The organism is Virgibacillus litoralis (genome assembly GCF_017873675.1).
GTDB classification, from domain to species: domain Bacteria; phylum Bacillota; class Bacilli; order Bacillales; family Amphibacillaceae; genus Lentibacillus; species Lentibacillus litoralis.
This window is the reverse complement of sequence record NZ_JAGGKK010000011.1, coordinates 18,280-35,623: the sequence shown is the minus strand read 5'-3', so window position 1 is coordinate 35,623 and position 17,344 is coordinate 18,280. Positions and strand designations below refer to the sequence as shown.

At 39.6% G+C, this 17,344-nt stretch carries 16 protein-coding genes and 1 riboswitch; of the genes, 6 read left to right on the top strand and 10 right to left on the bottom strand.

The genetic code is table 11. The annotated features are described in order from the left end of the window. Nucleotides 1–11: 11 nt before the first annotated feature. Complete coding sequence (locus J2Z82_RS10650) at nt 12–1,229, bottom strand: argininosuccinate synthase (RefSeq protein ID WP_209480778.1); 1,218 nt, start codon at nt 1,227–1,229, stop codon at nt 12–14. Further along, nucleotides 1,222–2,196: an ornithine carbamoyltransferase gene (gene argF / locus J2Z82_RS10645; RefSeq protein ID WP_390313525.1), complete on the bottom strand. Its 975-nt coding sequence runs from the start codon at nt 2,194–2,196 to the stop codon at nt 1,222–1,224. Before argF ends, J2Z82_RS10650 begins: the two co-directional genes overlap by 8 nt. Nucleotides 2,197–2,335: 139 nt before the next feature. Between argF and J2Z82_RS10640 the strand changes: the two genes are divergently transcribed. Both J2Z82_RS10640 and coaW read left to right on the top strand, forming a co-directional pair. Further along, the gene (locus tag J2Z82_RS10640) at nt 2,336–2,488 is read left to right on the top strand and encodes a hypothetical protein (RefSeq protein ID WP_209480777.1); all 153 of its coding nucleotides are present in this window, start codon (nt 2,336–2,338) and stop codon (nt 2,486–2,488) included. Nucleotides 2,489–2,595: 107 nt separating this feature from the next. Further along, nucleotides 2,596–3,405 (top strand): type II pantothenate kinase, encoded by an 810-nt coding sequence (gene coaW, locus J2Z82_RS10635; protein WP_245251431.1) that lies wholly within the window; start codon nt 2,596–2,598, stop codon nt 3,403–3,405. A gap of 48 nt (nt 3,406–3,453) precedes the next feature. On the opposite strand, the gene J2Z82_RS10630 is transcribed toward coaW, so the two are convergent. After that, nucleotides 3,454–4,623: a D-alanyl-D-alanine carboxypeptidase family protein gene (locus tag J2Z82_RS10630; RefSeq protein ID WP_209480775.1), complete on the bottom strand. Its 1,170-nt coding sequence runs from the start codon at nt 4,621–4,623 to the stop codon at nt 3,454–3,456. A 123-nt stretch (nt 4,624–4,746) separates the two neighbouring features. Further along, complete coding sequence (locus tag J2Z82_RS10625; RefSeq protein ID WP_209480774.1) at nt 4,747–5,187, bottom strand: CBO0543 family protein; 441 nt, start codon at nt 5,185–5,187, stop codon at nt 4,747–4,749. Nucleotides 5,188–6,022: 835 nt separating this feature from the next. After that, nucleotides 6,023–6,124, top strand: a riboswitch (SAM riboswitch). Between the two features lie 274 nt (nt 6,125–6,398). On the opposite strand from J2Z82_RS10625, the gene J2Z82_RS10620 reads away from it, so the two are divergent. Then, nucleotides 6,399–6,629 carry a hypothetical protein gene (locus tag J2Z82_RS10620; RefSeq protein WP_209480773.1) on the top strand — a complete coding sequence of 77 codons (231 nt, stop codon included), beginning with the start codon at nt 6,399–6,401 and terminating at the stop codon, nt 6,627–6,629. A 275-nt stretch (nt 6,630–6,904) separates the two neighbouring features. Here J2Z82_RS10620 and J2Z82_RS10615 read toward each other — a convergent pair whose 3' ends face one another. Then, nucleotides 6,905–7,630 (bottom strand): LysM peptidoglycan-binding domain-containing protein, encoded by a 726-nt coding sequence (locus tag J2Z82_RS10615; RefSeq protein WP_209480772.1) that lies wholly within the window; start codon nt 7,628–7,630, stop codon nt 6,905–6,907. 131 nt (nt 7,631–7,761) lie between these two features. On the opposite strand from J2Z82_RS10615, the gene J2Z82_RS10610 reads away from it, so the two are divergent. After that, on the top strand, nt 7,762–8,376 hold the full coding sequence (locus J2Z82_RS10610) for a PH domain-containing protein (RefSeq protein ID WP_209480771.1): 615 nt from the start codon (nt 7,762–7,764) through the stop codon (nt 8,374–8,376). A 157-nt stretch (nt 8,377–8,533) separates the two neighbouring features. Here the strand turns inward: J2Z82_RS10610 and J2Z82_RS10605 are convergent, their stop codons facing one another. The 5 genes from J2Z82_RS10605 to J2Z82_RS10585 form a co-directional block, all read right to left on the bottom strand. Beyond that, nucleotides 8,534–10,072 carry a solute symporter family protein gene (locus J2Z82_RS10605; RefSeq protein ID WP_209480770.1) on the bottom strand — a complete coding sequence of 513 codons (1,539 nt, stop codon included), beginning with the start codon at nt 10,070–10,072 and terminating at the stop codon, nt 8,534–8,536. Then, nucleotides 10,069–10,434 carry a DUF485 domain-containing protein gene (locus J2Z82_RS10600; protein WP_209480769.1) on the bottom strand — a complete coding sequence of 122 codons (366 nt, stop codon included), beginning with the start codon at nt 10,432–10,434 and terminating at the stop codon, nt 10,069–10,071. The genes J2Z82_RS10605 and J2Z82_RS10600 overlap by 4 nt, the downstream gene beginning before the upstream one ends. A gap of 271 nt (nt 10,435–10,705) precedes the next feature. After that, entirely contained in the window at nt 10,706–11,464 is a 759-nt protein-coding gene (locus J2Z82_RS10595) for a LytR/AlgR family response regulator transcription factor (protein ID WP_209480768.1), read from the bottom strand. Nucleotides 11,465–11,484: 20 nt separating this feature from the next. Continuing rightward, a complete protein-coding gene (locus J2Z82_RS10590) occupies nt 11,485–13,224 on the bottom strand; it encodes a LytS/YhcK type 5TM receptor domain-containing protein (RefSeq protein WP_209480767.1) in 1,740 nt (579 codons plus the stop codon). Beyond that, nucleotides 13,221–14,765, bottom strand: a complete 1,545-nt coding sequence (locus tag J2Z82_RS10585) for a solute symporter family protein (RefSeq protein WP_209480766.1) — start codon at nt 14,763–14,765, stop codon at nt 13,221–13,223. The genes J2Z82_RS10590 and J2Z82_RS10585 overlap by 4 nt, the downstream gene beginning before the upstream one ends. Nucleotides 14,766–15,027: 262 nt before the next feature. Here J2Z82_RS10585 and J2Z82_RS10580 point away from each other — a divergent pair, with 262 nt between their 5' ends. Together J2Z82_RS10580 and J2Z82_RS10575 are read left to right on the top strand one after the other, a co-directional pair. Next, entirely contained in the window at nt 15,028–16,398 is a 1,371-nt protein-coding gene (locus J2Z82_RS10580; RefSeq protein ID WP_280922995.1) for an alkaline phosphatase, read from the top strand. A 177-nt stretch (nt 16,399–16,575) separates the two neighbouring features. After that, nucleotides 16,576–17,235, top strand: coding sequence for a DUF4352 domain-containing protein (locus J2Z82_RS10575; protein WP_209480765.1), 660 nt, complete (start codon nt 16,576–16,578; stop codon nt 17,233–17,235). The last annotated feature ends 109 nt before the right edge of the window (nt 17,236–17,344 follow it).

Sequence of the window (17,344 nt, the reverse complement as noted above, 5' to 3'; positions counted from 1 at the left end):
TGTAATCCTCCCTACTGTTTAACCGGATCAGTTGCTTTTTTATTGACTTCGGCATGAACTTTCGTTGGTAATCCCCACAGTTTGATAAACCCAACTGCAGCTGTATGATCAAACATGTCACCTTTTTCATAGGTAGCTAGCTCTTCGTTATATAAGCTATATTCGGACTTCCGGGCAACGACGAATTGATTTCCTTTAAACAGCTTGATTCGAACTTTCCCAGAGACCGTTTTTTGTGTCTCTAAAACAAATGCATCTATTGCTGGACGTAACGGTGAATACCAAAGACCTTCATAAATCATCTTTGCATATTGCTGTTCAACTGTTTTTTTATATTGACTTACTTCTCTTGTATGTGTCAGAAATTCCATTTCCTGATGGGCATTGATTAAGATTAATGCTGCCGGATTTTCATAAACCTCGCGTGATTTAATGCCGATTAAGCGGTTTTCAATATGATCAATTCGCCCTATACCATGCTTGCCGCCAGCTTCATTCAATGTCTCTATAATATCAACAAGTTCCATTGATTCGTCATTTAGTGCCACAGGGATACCACCTTCGAACGTGATATCAACATATTCAGACTCATCCGGAGTTGCCTCGATTGGGTTGGTCCATGCAAATGCTTCCTCAGGTGCTTCATTCCATGGGTTTTCCAATACACCCGCTTCACAAGCTCTTCCCCAAATGTTTGCATCGATCGAAAATGGATTGTCTAAATTAGCTGAGACAGGAATACCTTTCTCTTTTGCGTAAGCAATTTCTTCATCACGGGTCATTCCCCATTCTCTTACTGGTGCCACCACTTGAAGATCAGGATTAAGTGCATTGATAGAAACTTCAAAACGTATCTGATCATTTCCTTTTCCGGTACATCCGTGAGCAACAGCTACTGCATTTTCCTGTTCGGCTACATCGACAAGTAACTTCGAAATTAATGGTCTGCTTAACGCTGAGGATAATGGATACTTACCTTCGTACAGAGCATTTGCTTGTAATGCTGGCATTAGATATTCTTTTGCAAGCATATCTTTAGCGTTGATAACGATTGATTTTATAGCACCAACATTTAATGCTTTTTGGCGTACCGTTTCTAAATCCTTTTCTTCTCCTAGATCAATTGCCAGTGCGATAACATCATAATTATATTTCTCCTGTAACCATTTAATCGATACAGAAGTATCTAAACCACCTGAGTAGGCTAACACGATTTTTTCTTTAGCCATGTTTAATCCCTCCATCTTCTAGTAATAGTTTTAATAAAGCTTTCTGTGCATGCAGGCGATTTTCCGCTTCATCAAATACAACAGAATGCGGGCTATCTATGATGCCTGCTGTAACCTCTTCCCCTCTGTGGGCGGGTAAGCAATGTAAAAAAATGAAATCCGATTTTGCGTTTTCACACAAACTTTCGTTTACCTGATAGGGTGTGAAAATTTTATTTCGCTGATCATTTTCATCTTCCTGCCCCATACTCGACCATACGTCGGTAACTACAATATCTGCATCTGTTATCACACCATATGGGTCTTCACTGTATTCTACTTTTGTTCCATTTTGTTCAGCTTCTTGCTTCATTTGCTGCAAAATTTCCTGATTCGGTTCATAACCGGTGGGACAAGCAATAGCAATATCCATCCCAACTTTAACCGCACCTTCGATTAATGAATGACACATGTTGTTATTTCCATCACCTAAAAAGGCAAGTTTTAATCCTGAAAGTTTCCCCTTATGCTCATAAATGGTTAATAAATCAGCAAGCACCTGTGTTGGATGGTGCATGTCGGTCAAGCCATTAATAACAGGTACAGTGGCATGCTGTGCATAGGATTCAACAATGTCATGGCTGAAGGTTCGGATCATTAAACCGTCAACATAACGTGATAATACGTTTGCCGTATCAAAAATTGATTCTCCTCGACCGATTTGGCTGTCATTAGAACTAAGGAAAATAGCCTCCCCTCCAAGCTGAAGCATACCTACTTCAAATGAAACTCTGGTACGGGTAGATGCTTTTTCGAAAATCATTCCAAGAACTTTCCCTTTTAAATGAGGTTCACGTGTTCCTTCATTTGTCTGTTTTTTTAAAGCAACAGCCTCGTCTAACAGTCCAGTTATTTCTGCTTTACTTAACTGGCTTAATGTTAAAAAATCCTTTTCGTTTAATTGCGGTTTTGAAATTGTGTTGGCCACTAAAATCAAATCCTTTCCGTTTCATAATTAGATTATGTATTATTATACACAGTTATGCATAAACATACAACAGTTATTTTATCAAATTTGATAATTTTTTGATAAAATAAAATAACAGCTATTAAGAGGTGGGAAGAAAATGGGGAATAGCTTATTTGAATGGGGAAACAGAGAGAACACGACCATGGTATTTCTTTACGAGATGGGGAGTACAGGTTTAAGATTCGGAGAATTGGCACAGTATTTAGATGACTATCATGTCGTTTTAGGATCTAACGAAGCACGACAGTAATCCCCCGTGGGCAAAGGTGTAATTTTACTTGATAGCGGTTATAAACCGGTTGAAATGTTTTATCTTTATTCATAGAAATTAGAATTCTGAGGGGAGAAATGATACAAATGAAAATAGGAATTGATGCGGGAGGTACGCTTGTAAAGGTAGCATATAGGGGAAGTGATAATATTGGCTATCAAACATTCCCTTCACAAGATATCGACGATGCTGTTTCATGGCTCTATGATACCTTTGAGAATCCCACAGTCTGCATCACTGGCGGGAAAAGCCAGTTGCTCGCTGAAAAACTTATGGCACCTGCCAAAACGCTGGTTGAATTTGATGCAACTAACCGTGGTATACAGTTTTTGGCTGGTCAGCAAAGGCATTCATTCGAGAACAATTTTATGTTTGTAAATGTTGGTACTGGTACATCAATTCATCATGTCAATGAAGGGGAACAACAGCGGATTGGTGGATCTGGTATTGGTGGCGGAACATTAATGGGACTTGCTTATTTATTAACCGGAGTTGAGGACTATGCAAGGATGGTAAAGTTAGCAAGTAACGGTGACAGGGGAAATGTGGACCTTAAAGTAAAAGATATCTTCGAAGGGGCGCTGCCGCCAATTTCCGGAGATTTGACTGCAAGCAACTTTGGGAAAAAGGAGTCAATGCTAGCGTATAACCCCTCAGCGTCAGACATCTTGGCCTCAATTATTGGCATGATAGGTGAGGTGATTGTTACGATTAGCTCACAAATGGCAGCCCAATATAACGTTGGTTCCATTGTTTATATCGGCTCGTCATTCCTGTCAAATCCCCTTTTAAGAGATATTATTGAAGAATACACTAAACTGGCAGGAAAAGAGCCAGTTTTTCTGGAAAAAGGTGAATATTGCGGTGCTCTCGGCTCATTGTTATCACTTGACTAATTAAAAAAAAGAGCTTGGAAACCGCGTCCAAGCTCTGTATAAATGCTATTATTGGGAACCGAGGTATTGTTCCAGCGTAATATTATTGCTGTCAATGTATTTAGCAGCTTTCTCACCAATGTAACGAAGGTGCCAAGGTTCATATTGATAGCCCGTGATACTAGTTTTTCCTTTTGGGTAACGAATGATGAAACCATATTTACTGGCGTGCTTTTTTACCCATTCACCCTCGTCAGTATTGGCAAATTTAGTGTTCAGCCGGTAATTGATATCAGCGCTAGTGACATCCATAGTCAGACCGGTTTGATGCTCACTTTCCCCAGCCTGTGCACTGAATTGATTTGCTGCTTCGCGCCCATGTTCACTAGCATTTGCTGCGAAAATGGCTTGCTGCCTGTCATATGAACGATAGCCAGATTGTGCGAAAAGGTCGACCCCTGCCTTATCCCCAGCGTTAAACATTCTCTCAAGTGCACTTGCTGCTACTTCTCGCATTTGTTTTTTTGGTAAGTCTTCTGTAAATGGAAACCTGACATTGGGGTTTGTAAGATTTTTCGGAACATAACTAGCTGGCAGTTGGTTGTTTTTATTCACTAAAGCAAGAATACTTGATGGATTGGACACTACATTACTATTTTTTTCATTGTCGTTCTGCTCTTCATTCTTTTCCAGACCAGTGCCCGGATTTACTTCTAGCTCACCATCTATTGCCTTTTGAATATTTTCACGTGTACCTTCCCCGTAAATGCCGTCAATCTTTAAGGCAGGTACCTGTGCTTGAAAATCTTTTATCGCCCAAACGGTGGTCCATCCTAAGTCACCATCAACCGTCAATGAATAACCTAGCCTGTTCAGAGCTTCTTGCATCATACTAACTTTTTCGCCTTTATCTCCATATGATAATGTTCCTACAGGAAGGAGTTTTTCATTAGCACTCCCATCATCTTCAATCTTTTGTTTATCGGAATCATCCTGTTTTTCCGATGAGTCATTATTTTTCTTTTCAGAAGATGGTTTATCTTTTTCTGTTTCTTCCTTCTTATCTTTATCAGACTTGTTATTTTCGGTGTTATCTTTAGTTTCTTCACTATTCTCAGTTGTTTCTTCTTGGTCAGATTCATCTGTGGGTTCAGGTGATCCACCCTGATTGCATGCAGTTATAACTAGACTTAACAAGGCTATTAGAACCATCAGGAAAGAGAATTTTTTGGATAACATTATAATTTCCCCCTATTTCTTTTACCGCTCTTTTTACAACTCCTTACTAATTAGACGAATGTAAAAGTCAAAACATTCATCTTTTCCATAAAAGGAATAGAAAAGAACAGGAGAAATAAGATATTACTGCTTCTGTTCCAATTTTTTAAAATACATAATGATTCCCCAGCATATTATGCCTAAAAGCCAGTAAATCGGGAATGAATAAATATGTTTCCAGTATATTGTTTTGTAAAGGCCTAGCCATACCATAATCGGCTCAGCAACAAAGGCCAAAAAAGCAGCCAGCAGTCCTGAAAATAAGAAGAATTTTTTAGAATTGTTACTCCACAGCTGATAACAAAACATAAAGGATATGATCACAACACCAACATCATAAGGATATAATTGCGGACGTAAATACGGCGAAAGGATATAAGGATAAGTCCAGGCTAAGGCGTTGCTTCCAATAGAATCAAGAATAATTGCTGCAACACCATAGAATAATCCGAATGCTGTAATTTCAATAATTCTCTTTTTATTAACTAATATCCACCAGATAATGGCCGGTAGTATGCTAAGCATAACTAAGAACCACCATCTTGGTGTTAGAAATACACTCTGATGCCAGTATTCTTTAAATATGTCGCTGAATTCCCTGTGGGCTTCAATTAATTGGGGCAGTGAAATGGAATTCAATAGGCTTAACTCGTTGAGGGACATAAGATTTTGAATGATTAACCACACCATTAAAGTCACCGCAATCCGATTATTATATTTGCTCTCTCGTAAGTTTTGTTGCTCTTTAACAATCGCAATTGGTATAAACTGCGAACTAACTAAGGGAGTCCTATTAGAAGCATTTCGTGAGGCTCCCTAACGACGCAGCTGGAATATACTCGCTTTCCGTGGGCTCACCACGAGCCTCCGACGTATAGGACGTGCTAGTGCAGACGTTGCCACAGGACGTGGCGTACTTAGTCTGCCTCGCTCGCAAAGAACGCTCCCTGTGGGGTCTCTTAGGATCGCTGTCCCACAGGAGTCTCGCATATTCCAACTGCTAGTTAAGTGGTATAAAATCTTGTTTTTTTAAGTTTTAGTGAGCAATACCCAGCGGAGGAAATACACGTAGACTCCTGTGGGAGCTGAGGCCTAGATGAGACTACGCAGCGACGTAGGAGCAAGTAGGCTCATCAGCCGCCCACGGAAAGCGTAGTGTATTTCCGAAGCGGTGTCAAAGCACTCAGCTATTTTTCCATGTTAGTTCGCAGTTTCTATCAACTACGTGTTTTCATTACTTTAATAAGTCAACAAACTTAACAAAGCCTTTATATTAGTGTAACCAACAGTGATGAATTAATGTGCTGGCGGTAATTCATTGAAATATCATTAAAACTCTTATATACTTTATGTAATTGAATAGCTATCAAGAGTGATCGAGAGAACTGGCTCAACGACGTCACAGCAACCTGCAAATGTAAGGTGCTCCCACCAGCAAAGCCCATGCTTTGAGTGATAAATCGGTAGAAAACCCCTTTATGAATCCAACGCATGAAGGGGTTTTTAATAGTGTATAGGAAATTATTAAATTTAAATGCTGTGGATAATTGGACTTCCGAATTAGCGACGTCCAGCTCCAGCGCCTAGCGCCTAGTGGACTTCCCTCCCCGTGTCTACGATAAGTCAACATCGAATCGCTTACGCTCTTCGTGTATCCTTTATCTCACACGGGTCAGTCCAGTCCATACGGCGCTGAACAGGCGCTTGCACTTTTGTTCTGTGAAGGAGGGATTATTATGAAACATTTCATTATCAAAAATGGAAACGTGACATGGATGACGAAGGAGGAGTTTGATCAACTTCCGGGAAGACATGTATCGGAGGTAACGAAGGACATGACACCCGAGGAATTAGAGAGATTCAAGAAGGAACGTTATGAGAAATTTGTTAAGCCTTTGATGGAGTATAATGTCGAGAGCATAGAAAGAAAGAGAGAATCTCAGAAACCTGGCTGGAATCATGAGTAAATGTCTTTTAATAGCAGGTTAACTCTTACTGTCCTGTAAGGCTGCATATTTAAAGATTTTTTGAGATTAATCGACTTGAAATGCAGGATTTCGACCCCAATTGTGATTTATCGACTTGAGATGCAGGATTTCGACCCCAATTATGATTTATCAACCAGAAAAGCAGGATATCGACCTCAATTGTGATTTATCAACTTGAGATGCAGGATTTCAACCTCAATTCGCAGTAATAGGAATAATCTGAGTAGGGGCATATGCCTCCTACTCAACTTGATCTACGCAAATAGTTCAGGAAATTGTTTCACTACTGCAATTGATATAGCATCTGACATCGCCAAAGCTTGTTCCTCAATTTCATCATAGATTTGAATATCTTTCTGGTAATCCATATTTATCATAAAAACTGCTTCCTGTTTTGTTAAATCTAAGTGCCGATAAAACATATCTCTAACACCTTCCTCGGACAAATAAGGATTTACACTGCTCCAGAACCTAGCAATCTCATCTGCGTTAGCGTACCATTTTTGCTCAGCAGTCATTGCTGCTTGCTGATCACCTGCTACTGCAGCTTTAACAAGGTCCGCGGCAAATATGAGATGTTCTTTTATCAAATTAGTGTATATATCAGCTAGACGGTCACCATAGCAGGGTCTGATGGCATCACCCATGTCTGTAGCATTTTGCAGAAGGCGTGCGATAACAAATTCTACATCTGGCAGATTAAACGTCAAACTGATAATTGTCATTCTGGTCCAAGCAACATGCTCTTCCCAAAGCCTTCGATTATCACTTCTAAATTCGAATTCAGCCTGACTAATACAATCATTCTGCCTGAGATCGGGTTGTCTCATTGGAATAAGCAGGCGATGCCCCACCCGAAGATTGTACGGGTCCACTCCAGGGTTATTTTTGAAAATTTGTTCTGCTGGTATATGGAATCGTTCAGCCAGTATCCCGAAATTATCACCTGGCTGGATAGTATAGTAAAATTCTCTATTCATGTTGGTTCGTCACTCCTCCGTTTTGAATATCGTAACAGCCTATTCACAGACAGAGGAATGGGTGAGTGTCATTAAAGCCCGTTAATGGTATAATTAATAGGAAAATAATTATAAGAAGGGGAGTCACGGGAATGTTTAAAAAATTAGCTTCAGATGCATTAGGCTTATCCGATATTGGGAGAATTATTGGCCCAGAGGACTATGATAAGACAGACGCGGATGATTACGTCCGACACGAAGATGATGAAAAAATTTACTTCCTGATTAAGACAAAAGCAGATGAATATTGCTTCACTAACCTGGCACTAATTCATGTAAATGGTGAAAATGCCGCTTCTTCTAAACGAACACTAAATCGTTATCCATACTCACAATACAAGATTTCAGATGTATCCCTTGAGACAGCAGGAAAAATCGATCTGGATATCGAAATCAAATTCACGTTAGGAAAAGAACCACTAAGTATTGATGTCCATAAAGACGAAATTGATAAATTAAAAGATTTATATAAGGCCCTGTTATTTATTGCTGAAACAACTCATGAGAATGCGATTATTACAGAGATGGCTGGAGAAAGTTTAGCTAAAGCTGTGACAGTGTTGCAGCATTCAAGAACTTCTGAAACGAAGCTTGCAGAACAATATAAAGAGTTAACAGAGTTTGGGTTCGACTGGTTGAAGTCGATTCGTGAGGAGTATCACGAGAAAGACTTTGGAGACGTTTTTGAGAAGTATATTAATAATTAGGTTTAAATAAAATAAGGCTGAATGGTGCTGGAGCACTGTTCAGCCATTTCTCTGTTTCAGCAAGCTTTACAATTTTAGCATGATGAGGATGCAAGCCGAAAGAAACCAGTAAAACAAAAGGAGCGACTGCCGCAATGGCAGTCGCTCATGATTCGCTTTAGCTTCCTGTTTCTCGATATCCGGTATTTGCCTTCACTTTTACTTCGGCATATCGTTTTGAACTTCCATCTTTAGAGAATAGGGTACCAAGAAATCCTCCAAGAAAACCTAATGGAACTGAAACAAGAGCAGGGTTTGAAAGAGGGAAAATCGGATCCCCGACAAACAATGCTGCACCTTCTACCGGTGAGAAAACACTTGGACTCATAGATACTAGAATTAACGCTGAGAATAAACCGGTTAACATTGCTGTGACAGCACCTGATGTATTAAACTTCTTCCAGTAAACTGTATAAATTATGACTGGAAGATTTGCACTCGCTGCAATACAAAACGCTAATGAAACTAGGAATGCTACATTTAAGTATTGCGCAAACAATGCGAGAATAATTGCAAGAACAGATACTGCTAGAGAAGCATATCGTGCTGCCCGCATTTGCTGTAGATCAGATGCTTTTCCTTTTTTAATGATTTGTCCATATAAATCATGCGCAAATGCCGATGCACCTGATAGGACAAGACCAGCAACTACTGCTAAAATGGTAGCAAAAGCAACTGCCGATATGAATGCGAATAGTATTTCCCCGCCCAATGCTTCGGCGAGTAATGGTGCTGCCATGTTTCCGCCAGGGTTCGCCGCAAGAATATTTGCTTCACCAACAAAAGCTGCTGCTCCAAAACCAAGAAATAATGTCAGTACATAAAATATACCAATCACCCATGTTGCTGTAATGACAGAACTTCGGGCGGTTTTAGCATCCTTAACTGTGAAGAAGCGCATAAGTATATGTGGCAAACCAGCTGTACCAAGTACTAATGCAATCATTAGGGAAATGGTTCCCAATGGGTTTGTGTACTTTAGACCTGGCTTCAGATAATTTTCTCCATTACTAGTAACAGTTTTAACATCATTGAACATATCGACGATGTTAAAGTTAAACTTCAATAAAACAAGGAACGAAATAATAACCATACCAGCCATAAGCAGAACAGCTTTTACGATTTGAACCCAACTGGTTGCGATCATTCCTCCAAACAAAACATAAATCGTCATCATTACACCAACAATCAGAACAGCCATCCAATAAGGAATATCAAATAACAACTGTATTAGGGCTCCTGCTCCGACAAGCTGTGCAATCATATAAAAGATAGAGATAGTTATCGTATTAAGTGCGGCAGCTCCCCTGACTTTGTCAGCATCGAATCGTGCCTTAAGCATATCCGCAAGTGTATATTTTCCAAGGTTCCGCAGTGGCTCTGCAACCAAAAATAGAACAACCAAGTAGGCTATAAGGAAACCAATACTATAAAAGAAACCATCAAAACCATATAACGCAATAGCACCTGCAATACCAAGGAATGAAGCCGCAGATAAATAGTCTCCAGCTATTGCGACCCCGTTTTGCCAGCCCTTCAAGCCACCACCAGCTGTGTAAAAGTCAGTAGTTGATTGGGTTTGTTTGGCAGCATAGTACGTAATAATGAGTGTTAGTACAACAATAGCAAGAAAAAGTATGACGACAGTTGCATTCATCCGGCATTACCTCCTTTATTATTACTATTAAGCTGTTCATTAATGATTTCATCCGCCTGCCTGTCAAAAGATGCTGCTTTCTTTACATAAATCGTACATAGCACCCATGTCATAACAAATTGTGAAAAGGCAAATAGCCATACCCATGAAATATCGCCGATTACTGGTGTATTTAGAAAAGTCGTATAGGACGTGAGAATGGGAAGCATAAAATAAAAGACAAGAAAAAATATTGTTAAGGGAACGATAAACCTTTTCCTTTCGTCCATTAACCATTGAAACTTCTCACTCTGTTCAACTTTTACAAAATCTATCCTTTCATCTGTATTTTCATCTGCCTTATAATCGTTTACATTACTCATGATTACCCTCCTCGTTTGTAGATAGAGAGGTTTTTGTCTGCCCTTAGAAACCTCTCTTACAGCAGTTAAAATCCATTCTTTATAGTAAGAAGATTGAATTCCTCCTCCTATTAATAATTGTAGCCTGCCATCTGAATAGCTGAGATGCACAACTTCACACTTATCTGAAAGCGCTTACTAAATAGTATAAATGAATGGAGTTTATAGGAGAGAGAATTTGTGCCAATTGCAATCATCTATGTCTGAATAGTCTAAAATCAATCATCAATGGTTAATGTTTAAATACGTCAAGGAGTATCTTTCTTGCAGAACGACTAACCGGTAATGATGTACCGTTTTTATCATTAAGCGTTACATTACTTGATCCGTTAAACCATGGTGTGATTTCCCGAACATAATTCAAGTTCACTAAATAGCTTCGATGTGTCCGGAAGAAAGATAGTCCATGCAATTTTTCTTCCAGTTCCTGTAATGTCATCCGGCTTTCAATCACTTCATCCTTTGTATGGATCTCCAGCATACGTTTGAATGGAACTGCGTAATAAATGGAATCTGGAGATAAAACAACCATTCGTTCCCCATCATCAACGAGTAATTTTGATGCAGGGGACTGGACATCAAGCTGGAAGGGCTTGTTCTCATTCATATCCATCTGCACTATTTGTTTTCGGATTCGTTTCATTGTCTTTTGAAAACGTGAATCATCATAAGGCTTTAACAAATAGTCGACAGCGTCAATTTCAAATGCATCAATAGCATATTCGTCATATGCGGTTGTAAAGACGAATAACGGCGGCTGAATATAAGAAAGCTCTTTGATTCGCTTCGCTGCTTCAACACCCGCAATACCCGGCATCTGAACATCAAGGAAAATAACATCAGGTTCATGTTCCATGTATAGATCTATTAATTGTTGACCATTCTCAGCACTTGGATGGGTAATGACATCCTGTTCTTTTTTCAGCAAGTCGATTAATTCTTCACGGGTGAATTGTTCATCCTCTGCAATCATGACGTGAATATTTTTCATAAAAATACCTCCTCGTACCATTAATCTTTATACGGAATGTTAAAATACACTTCACTTCCACTGGAAGGCAGGTTGCGTATATGTAAGCGTGCAGTGTCTCCCAGTAAATGGATTAAACGCTGATTAACGTTATACAAACCTGCGCCCCCTTCTTTATCAGATTCCAACAATTGATGTCCCGCCTGGTTTAAAATATTCGCTGGGAAACCACAGCCATTGTCGCTCACTGAAACTTGAATAAAGGTGTCCAGCTTTTGAATTGTTACCTTAACGACCCCGCCAGTTGTAGCATCTTTCAAGCCATGCTGGACACTGTTTTCTACAAGTGGCTGGATTGTTGAGGGTGGGATAAACACTTCTGAAATACCATCTGGTTCTGAAAAAAAGATCTGCAGCTGGCTGGAAAAACGGGTCTGGGCGATTTCAATATATGCTTTTACATGCTGGCATTCTTTTTCCAGATGGATGAGTGACGATGAAACAAGCCCGATATTAAAACGCATATAATGGGCTAGGTTAACCGTAATATGGCGTGCCTTTTCTGGGTCTTTCCGAAACAATGCAGCAATCAAATGCAGTGTATTAAATAAAAAGTGCGGATTAATTTGCGCTTGAAGATTTCTCAATTCTGCGTCGCGTATATGTGTTTTCATTTTTTCCGTTGCAATTGTATTCAGCTGATTGGATATTAACTGTCCAAGGCCTTGTGCTAGCATTAATTCTACTGGACGAATGTGTTGTGCTTTACGAAAATAAAATTTGATCAGTCCAGTTGCATCATTTGCATCCATAATAGGAATTATAATCGCAGCCTCTAGGGGGCAATTGATATGGTTGCACTGAATTTCTGCACGTGAATGGGCAATCTGCATCTGTTTTGAATAAATTGCCTGATGGGATAAAGCGGTAATAATCTGATCTCCCTCACGATGGTGATCTTCTCCAAGCCCCTTGTGAGCAAGAACTTCCTTTTCATTCGTTACGGAGACTGCGGCTAATTTCAAACGGTCATATAGTAAATTAGCTATTCCAGACGCCATATCTCGCGAAGAGTCTTTTTTTAAAAAAGGAAGAGCTTCTTCTGCGATTGTTAAGGCTTGTTTGGTAGCCAGTGCAGCCTCGTTTTCTTGCTCACGGAGTACAATGCTGATCATAGCTGTGAAAATCGCAATAGCAATACTGTTGGATAAGACAAGCGGCAATCCAATCGTATTGACAAGTGAGATAATGTCATCTGAATGCGGCTCAAAGATGAGCAGCAGCTGCATCTGCAGGATTGGTGGAAAGACACCGATAAACAATGCCTTCCATGGGGAAATCACCCGTTCGTTTGAAAAAAATTGAGCAGTTAATCCTGCTAATAATCCTGTCAGTGGATTGACCAGACTGTTTGCCAAGACGCCGATACCACCAAGATAAAAAAGATGCGTTCCAGCAATCAATCCCGCCCCTAGTCCAACTACCGGCCCGCCTAATAACCCGGCAATGACAATGGCAACCAGACTGGAACTGACAGCCATTTGGTCATCCTCGACAAACCAGACAAACTCGCGGTTAACAACAGAATCGCCTTCAATGACAATACCTGTAATTGTTGCGGCAATTCCAAAAAGCCCAAACATACAAGCATGTACAAATGACATTCTTTTCGAGTATTCACGATAAAGCAATGACTTGAATCCGGGGATACGTGTAAGCACAAATGCGAATACCAGCAACAGCCCTAGACGTTCAAATAAAATAATCGTCAAGTATTTCACTGGTTGTCCTCCTTCGTATCAATACCGGTCTGTGCTTTTATAAAGAACCGTCTGAAGTCAGAATTGCTGGACTGTGGCTCATTTGAAAATATCGATCCAAGATACGCACCTAAGAATCCGATTGGAATGGCAATAATACCTGGGTTATGTAAAGGAAAAAAAGGTTCTCTCGCAATCCAGCCCCCATTCGGATTCATAATATGAGGACCGAAAATCAGCAGCGTCAGTGAGGCTGTTAATCCACATACCATTCCGATAATTGCTCCTGTTTGGGTAAAGCGCTTCCAATAAATCGTAAACAAAAGAACAGGTAAATTACTAGAGGCAGCGACAATAAACGTCAAGGAGACAAGAAATGTAACATTAATATTCCGCAGTCCAAGTGCAAATAAAGTAGAAATAAGCCCAACGACAAATGCAGTCCATTGTGCAGCACGTATCTGCTGCTTCTCGTTCGTTTGTCCTTTTTTAATAATATGGTAATAGATATCATAGGAAAAAGCAGTTGTAGCAGATATCACTAAACCAGCTACGACTGCAACAATAGTCGTAAATGAAATCGCTGCAATAAAGGCCATCAGGAAGTCTCCTCCCAGCTCATTTGCCAATAATGGTGCAGCCAAATTCCCAGTTGGATCATGTGCAATCAATTCCTCGTATCCGATAAGCGCAACTGTGCCAAGTCCTAGTACAAGCGTAATAATGTAAAAAATCCCGATAATCCAGCTCGCCGTTAACAGTGATCTGCGCACCTCCAGTGTATTTCGGACGGTAAAAAAGCGAATCAAAATATGCGGGAGACCAGCTGTTCCAAGTACTAAAGCCAAGTGAAGCGATAGTGTTTCCAAGGGGCTGCCGAACAAATTACCAGGCATGAAAAACTGATCCCGCAGCGGCGTTCCCAACTTCACCTGCGAAATCAGCTCAGCTATACTCCAATCAAAATGCGAAAACACGATTAATGAGAGCAGGAAAGTGCCAGAAAGAAGCACGACCGTTTTTACGATTTGTACCCATGACGTTGCAAACATTCCTCCAAAAACCACATAAACCGTCATTAGACTTCCGATTATTAATACGGAAGTTGAATAGTCAATATCAAGAAGTAAGCGTATTAAAAGACCAGCCGCTACCAATTGCGGAATCATGTACAAAATAGAAATGATAAATGCTCCAATTGCCATCATCCAGCGCATCTTATAACTTGGAAAACGTGAACAAATTACATCTCCGAGAGAATAAGTACCTAAATGATGGACAGGTTCAGCAATGAAAATTAATACAATTAAATAAGAGACTAAAAATCCAATCGCATACAAAAACCCATCAAAACCGTTAATTGCTATCGTACCGACAATTCCCAGAAAAGATGCAGCACTAATGTAATCTCCAGCAATCGCCATGCCATTCTGTACACCCGTTAAACTCCCAGCTGCAATATAAAATTGATTTGTCGTCTTGCTTTGCTTTGCCGCCCAGTAAGTAATAATTAATGTACAAACAATAATACATAAAAAAAACAGGAAATATGTAAGGTTCACTACTCCACCTTCTTCGTTCAGCAATCTATGTCAGGTTACTTTATATTTAATCTAAATAATTTAAATTTAACAAATTTTCGCTTGTTATAAATAGTACTTTAATTGACTTTATAAGTAAAGATTGAGGGAGGGCTTCATCCTTCCATGACATGGTACTTTATTCACACAGAAATTTAGGGACTATTTACATACCATTAATACTAGATTAATAACTTTCCTGTAGTGTAGGCAATGTAGAAAAAATTTCTAAGGAGGTTTTATTTTGGTTCGAAAAGGCTTGAAGAAGAAACTATTGCCAGTTGCAGTAATGTCCGCGGTTGCTCTTGGTAGCTTGCAAGGTTCATTATCAAATGTTAAAGCTGCACAAGGGGGTAAGAATCAAGCAAAAATCAAAAACGTGATTGTCTTGATTGGTGATGGCATGGGCCCAGCTTATACGACAGCCTACCGCTATTTAAAAGATGATCCATCAACGCCATTAATGGAAGATACTGGGTTTGACCCTTATCTAGTTGGCATGCAATCAGTAAACCCTCACGATGATGAAGAGAACATTACTGACTCGGCTGCCTCCGCAACGTCCATGGCAGCCGGCATTAAAACGTATAATGGTGCAATTTCCGTTGATCGTCAGGGCCAGGAAGTGGAAACAGTTTTGGAACTAGCAAAAGAACAAAGTAAATCAACCGGATTGATTTCAACCTCTCAAGTAAACCATGCGACACCTGCTGCGTTTGGTGCACATGATAAGTCACGCCATAACTACAACGATATCGCCGATGATTATTATGATGAAATGATTAATGGCGAACATAAAATAGACGTTATACTTGGTGGTGGAACGAATTATTTTGTAAGGGAAGATCGTAATCTAGCGAAAGAATTCCAAAAAGACGGTTATAGTTACGTTACCACTCGTGAAGAACTGTTGAATGATGGAAATGAACAAGTATTAGGTTTATTTGCTCCGGTCGGATTGCCGAAAATGATTGATCGTACAGAGAAGGTTCCTTCTCTTGGTGAAATGACAACCAGTGCCATTGACCGTTTAAAGAGGGATAAAGATGGATTCTTCTTAATGGTAGAAGGCAGCCAAATTGATTGGGCTGGACACGACAATGATATAGTTTCGGCGATGAGTGACATGGAAGATTTCGAGAAAGCATTTAACGCCGCCATTGAGTTTGCAAAAAAGGATAAGCATACGCTTGTTATTGCAACTGCAGATCACCAAACGGGTGGTATGGCGCTTGGTAGTGGTGGACCATATAACTGGTTGCCAGAATCGATTAAAGCTGCAGAACGTACGCCTGACTTCATGGCAACGGAAATTGCAGACGGGGCCGGTGTAGAAGAAACGTTAGAGCGGTATATTGAACTAGACTTAACAGATGAGGAAACGCAAGCAGTTAAGAATGCTGATGGTCAAGGTGTAACGGAAATTGACAACACCATTGAAGACATTTTTACAGATCGTTCCAGAACGGGATGGACTACTGGTGGGCATGACGGTGTTGATGTCCCTGTTTATGCTTACGGTCCACATTCTAGCTGGTTTGCAGGTAAAATTGACAACACTGACTTTGGTAATAACATTTTCCGTCTCCTTGAAAAAGGATCGAAGGCAGACTAAAAGTAAATTAGACATCGAAAAACAACCACCTGTTACCTTTGTGGGTAGCGAGTGGTTGTTTTATATAATAATGTGATTTAACTATTATTCAGTGAAATGCAGATTATTCACAGTGATAGGATGCGTGAAAATTCTAGTTTGCGAGAGCTGACTTTCTAATGAAAGGACTTGATAAACATGACATCTTGGAAAAAAAACTTCTTACTCTTTGGACTTTCAGGTTTTTTGGTAGTAGGTTGTTCTATGGATTCTTCTAAGGAAATGAAAGAGGAAAATTCGGATGATAATGTAGTTTCGGCACAAGAGAATGAAAGTGGCAACTATCCACAGGCGGTTAATGATACAGGCTTAACCACCATTGGAGAAACTGCAAAAGATGAGAATGGAAAAATTATATTAAAAGCCGTTTCAGATAGCAAAGAAACACTAGATATCAATCCAATAGAGATTACATTTAAAAATATTAAAATTTTAAATTACTCACCCGAACTACATTTGATTGATTATTTTCATGGATACACAGAGCAAGAAAATCAATTTAATTATATTAAATTAAATATAACAGCAAAAAACACGTCTAAACAGCCTGTCTTTTTTAATCCAGTTGCAATGATTGAGTTAAATACTGGAGAAAAAATAAGTTGGGAAGAAGAGTTTTACCTGGAACATCTAAACGGAGAATATGGTCCCGGGGAAGAGAAGACAGGAACGATGGGGTTTATCATTGACGAAACGAATATTGAGGCTATCAAATCTTTTAAACTATCAACAAGCGAAATTCTTGATGCAAACGAAGATATTATAGAAAAACCAGAAACTGTACATTTTCAATTTTAAACAAGGGTATGAAAATCAGCTGGATTAGTGAGAAGGTTAGATGGATAGAGATTCGTATTATGTTTTTAGTGACTTTTGTCATGCTACTAATCTCGTGGTTTTCTTTGCA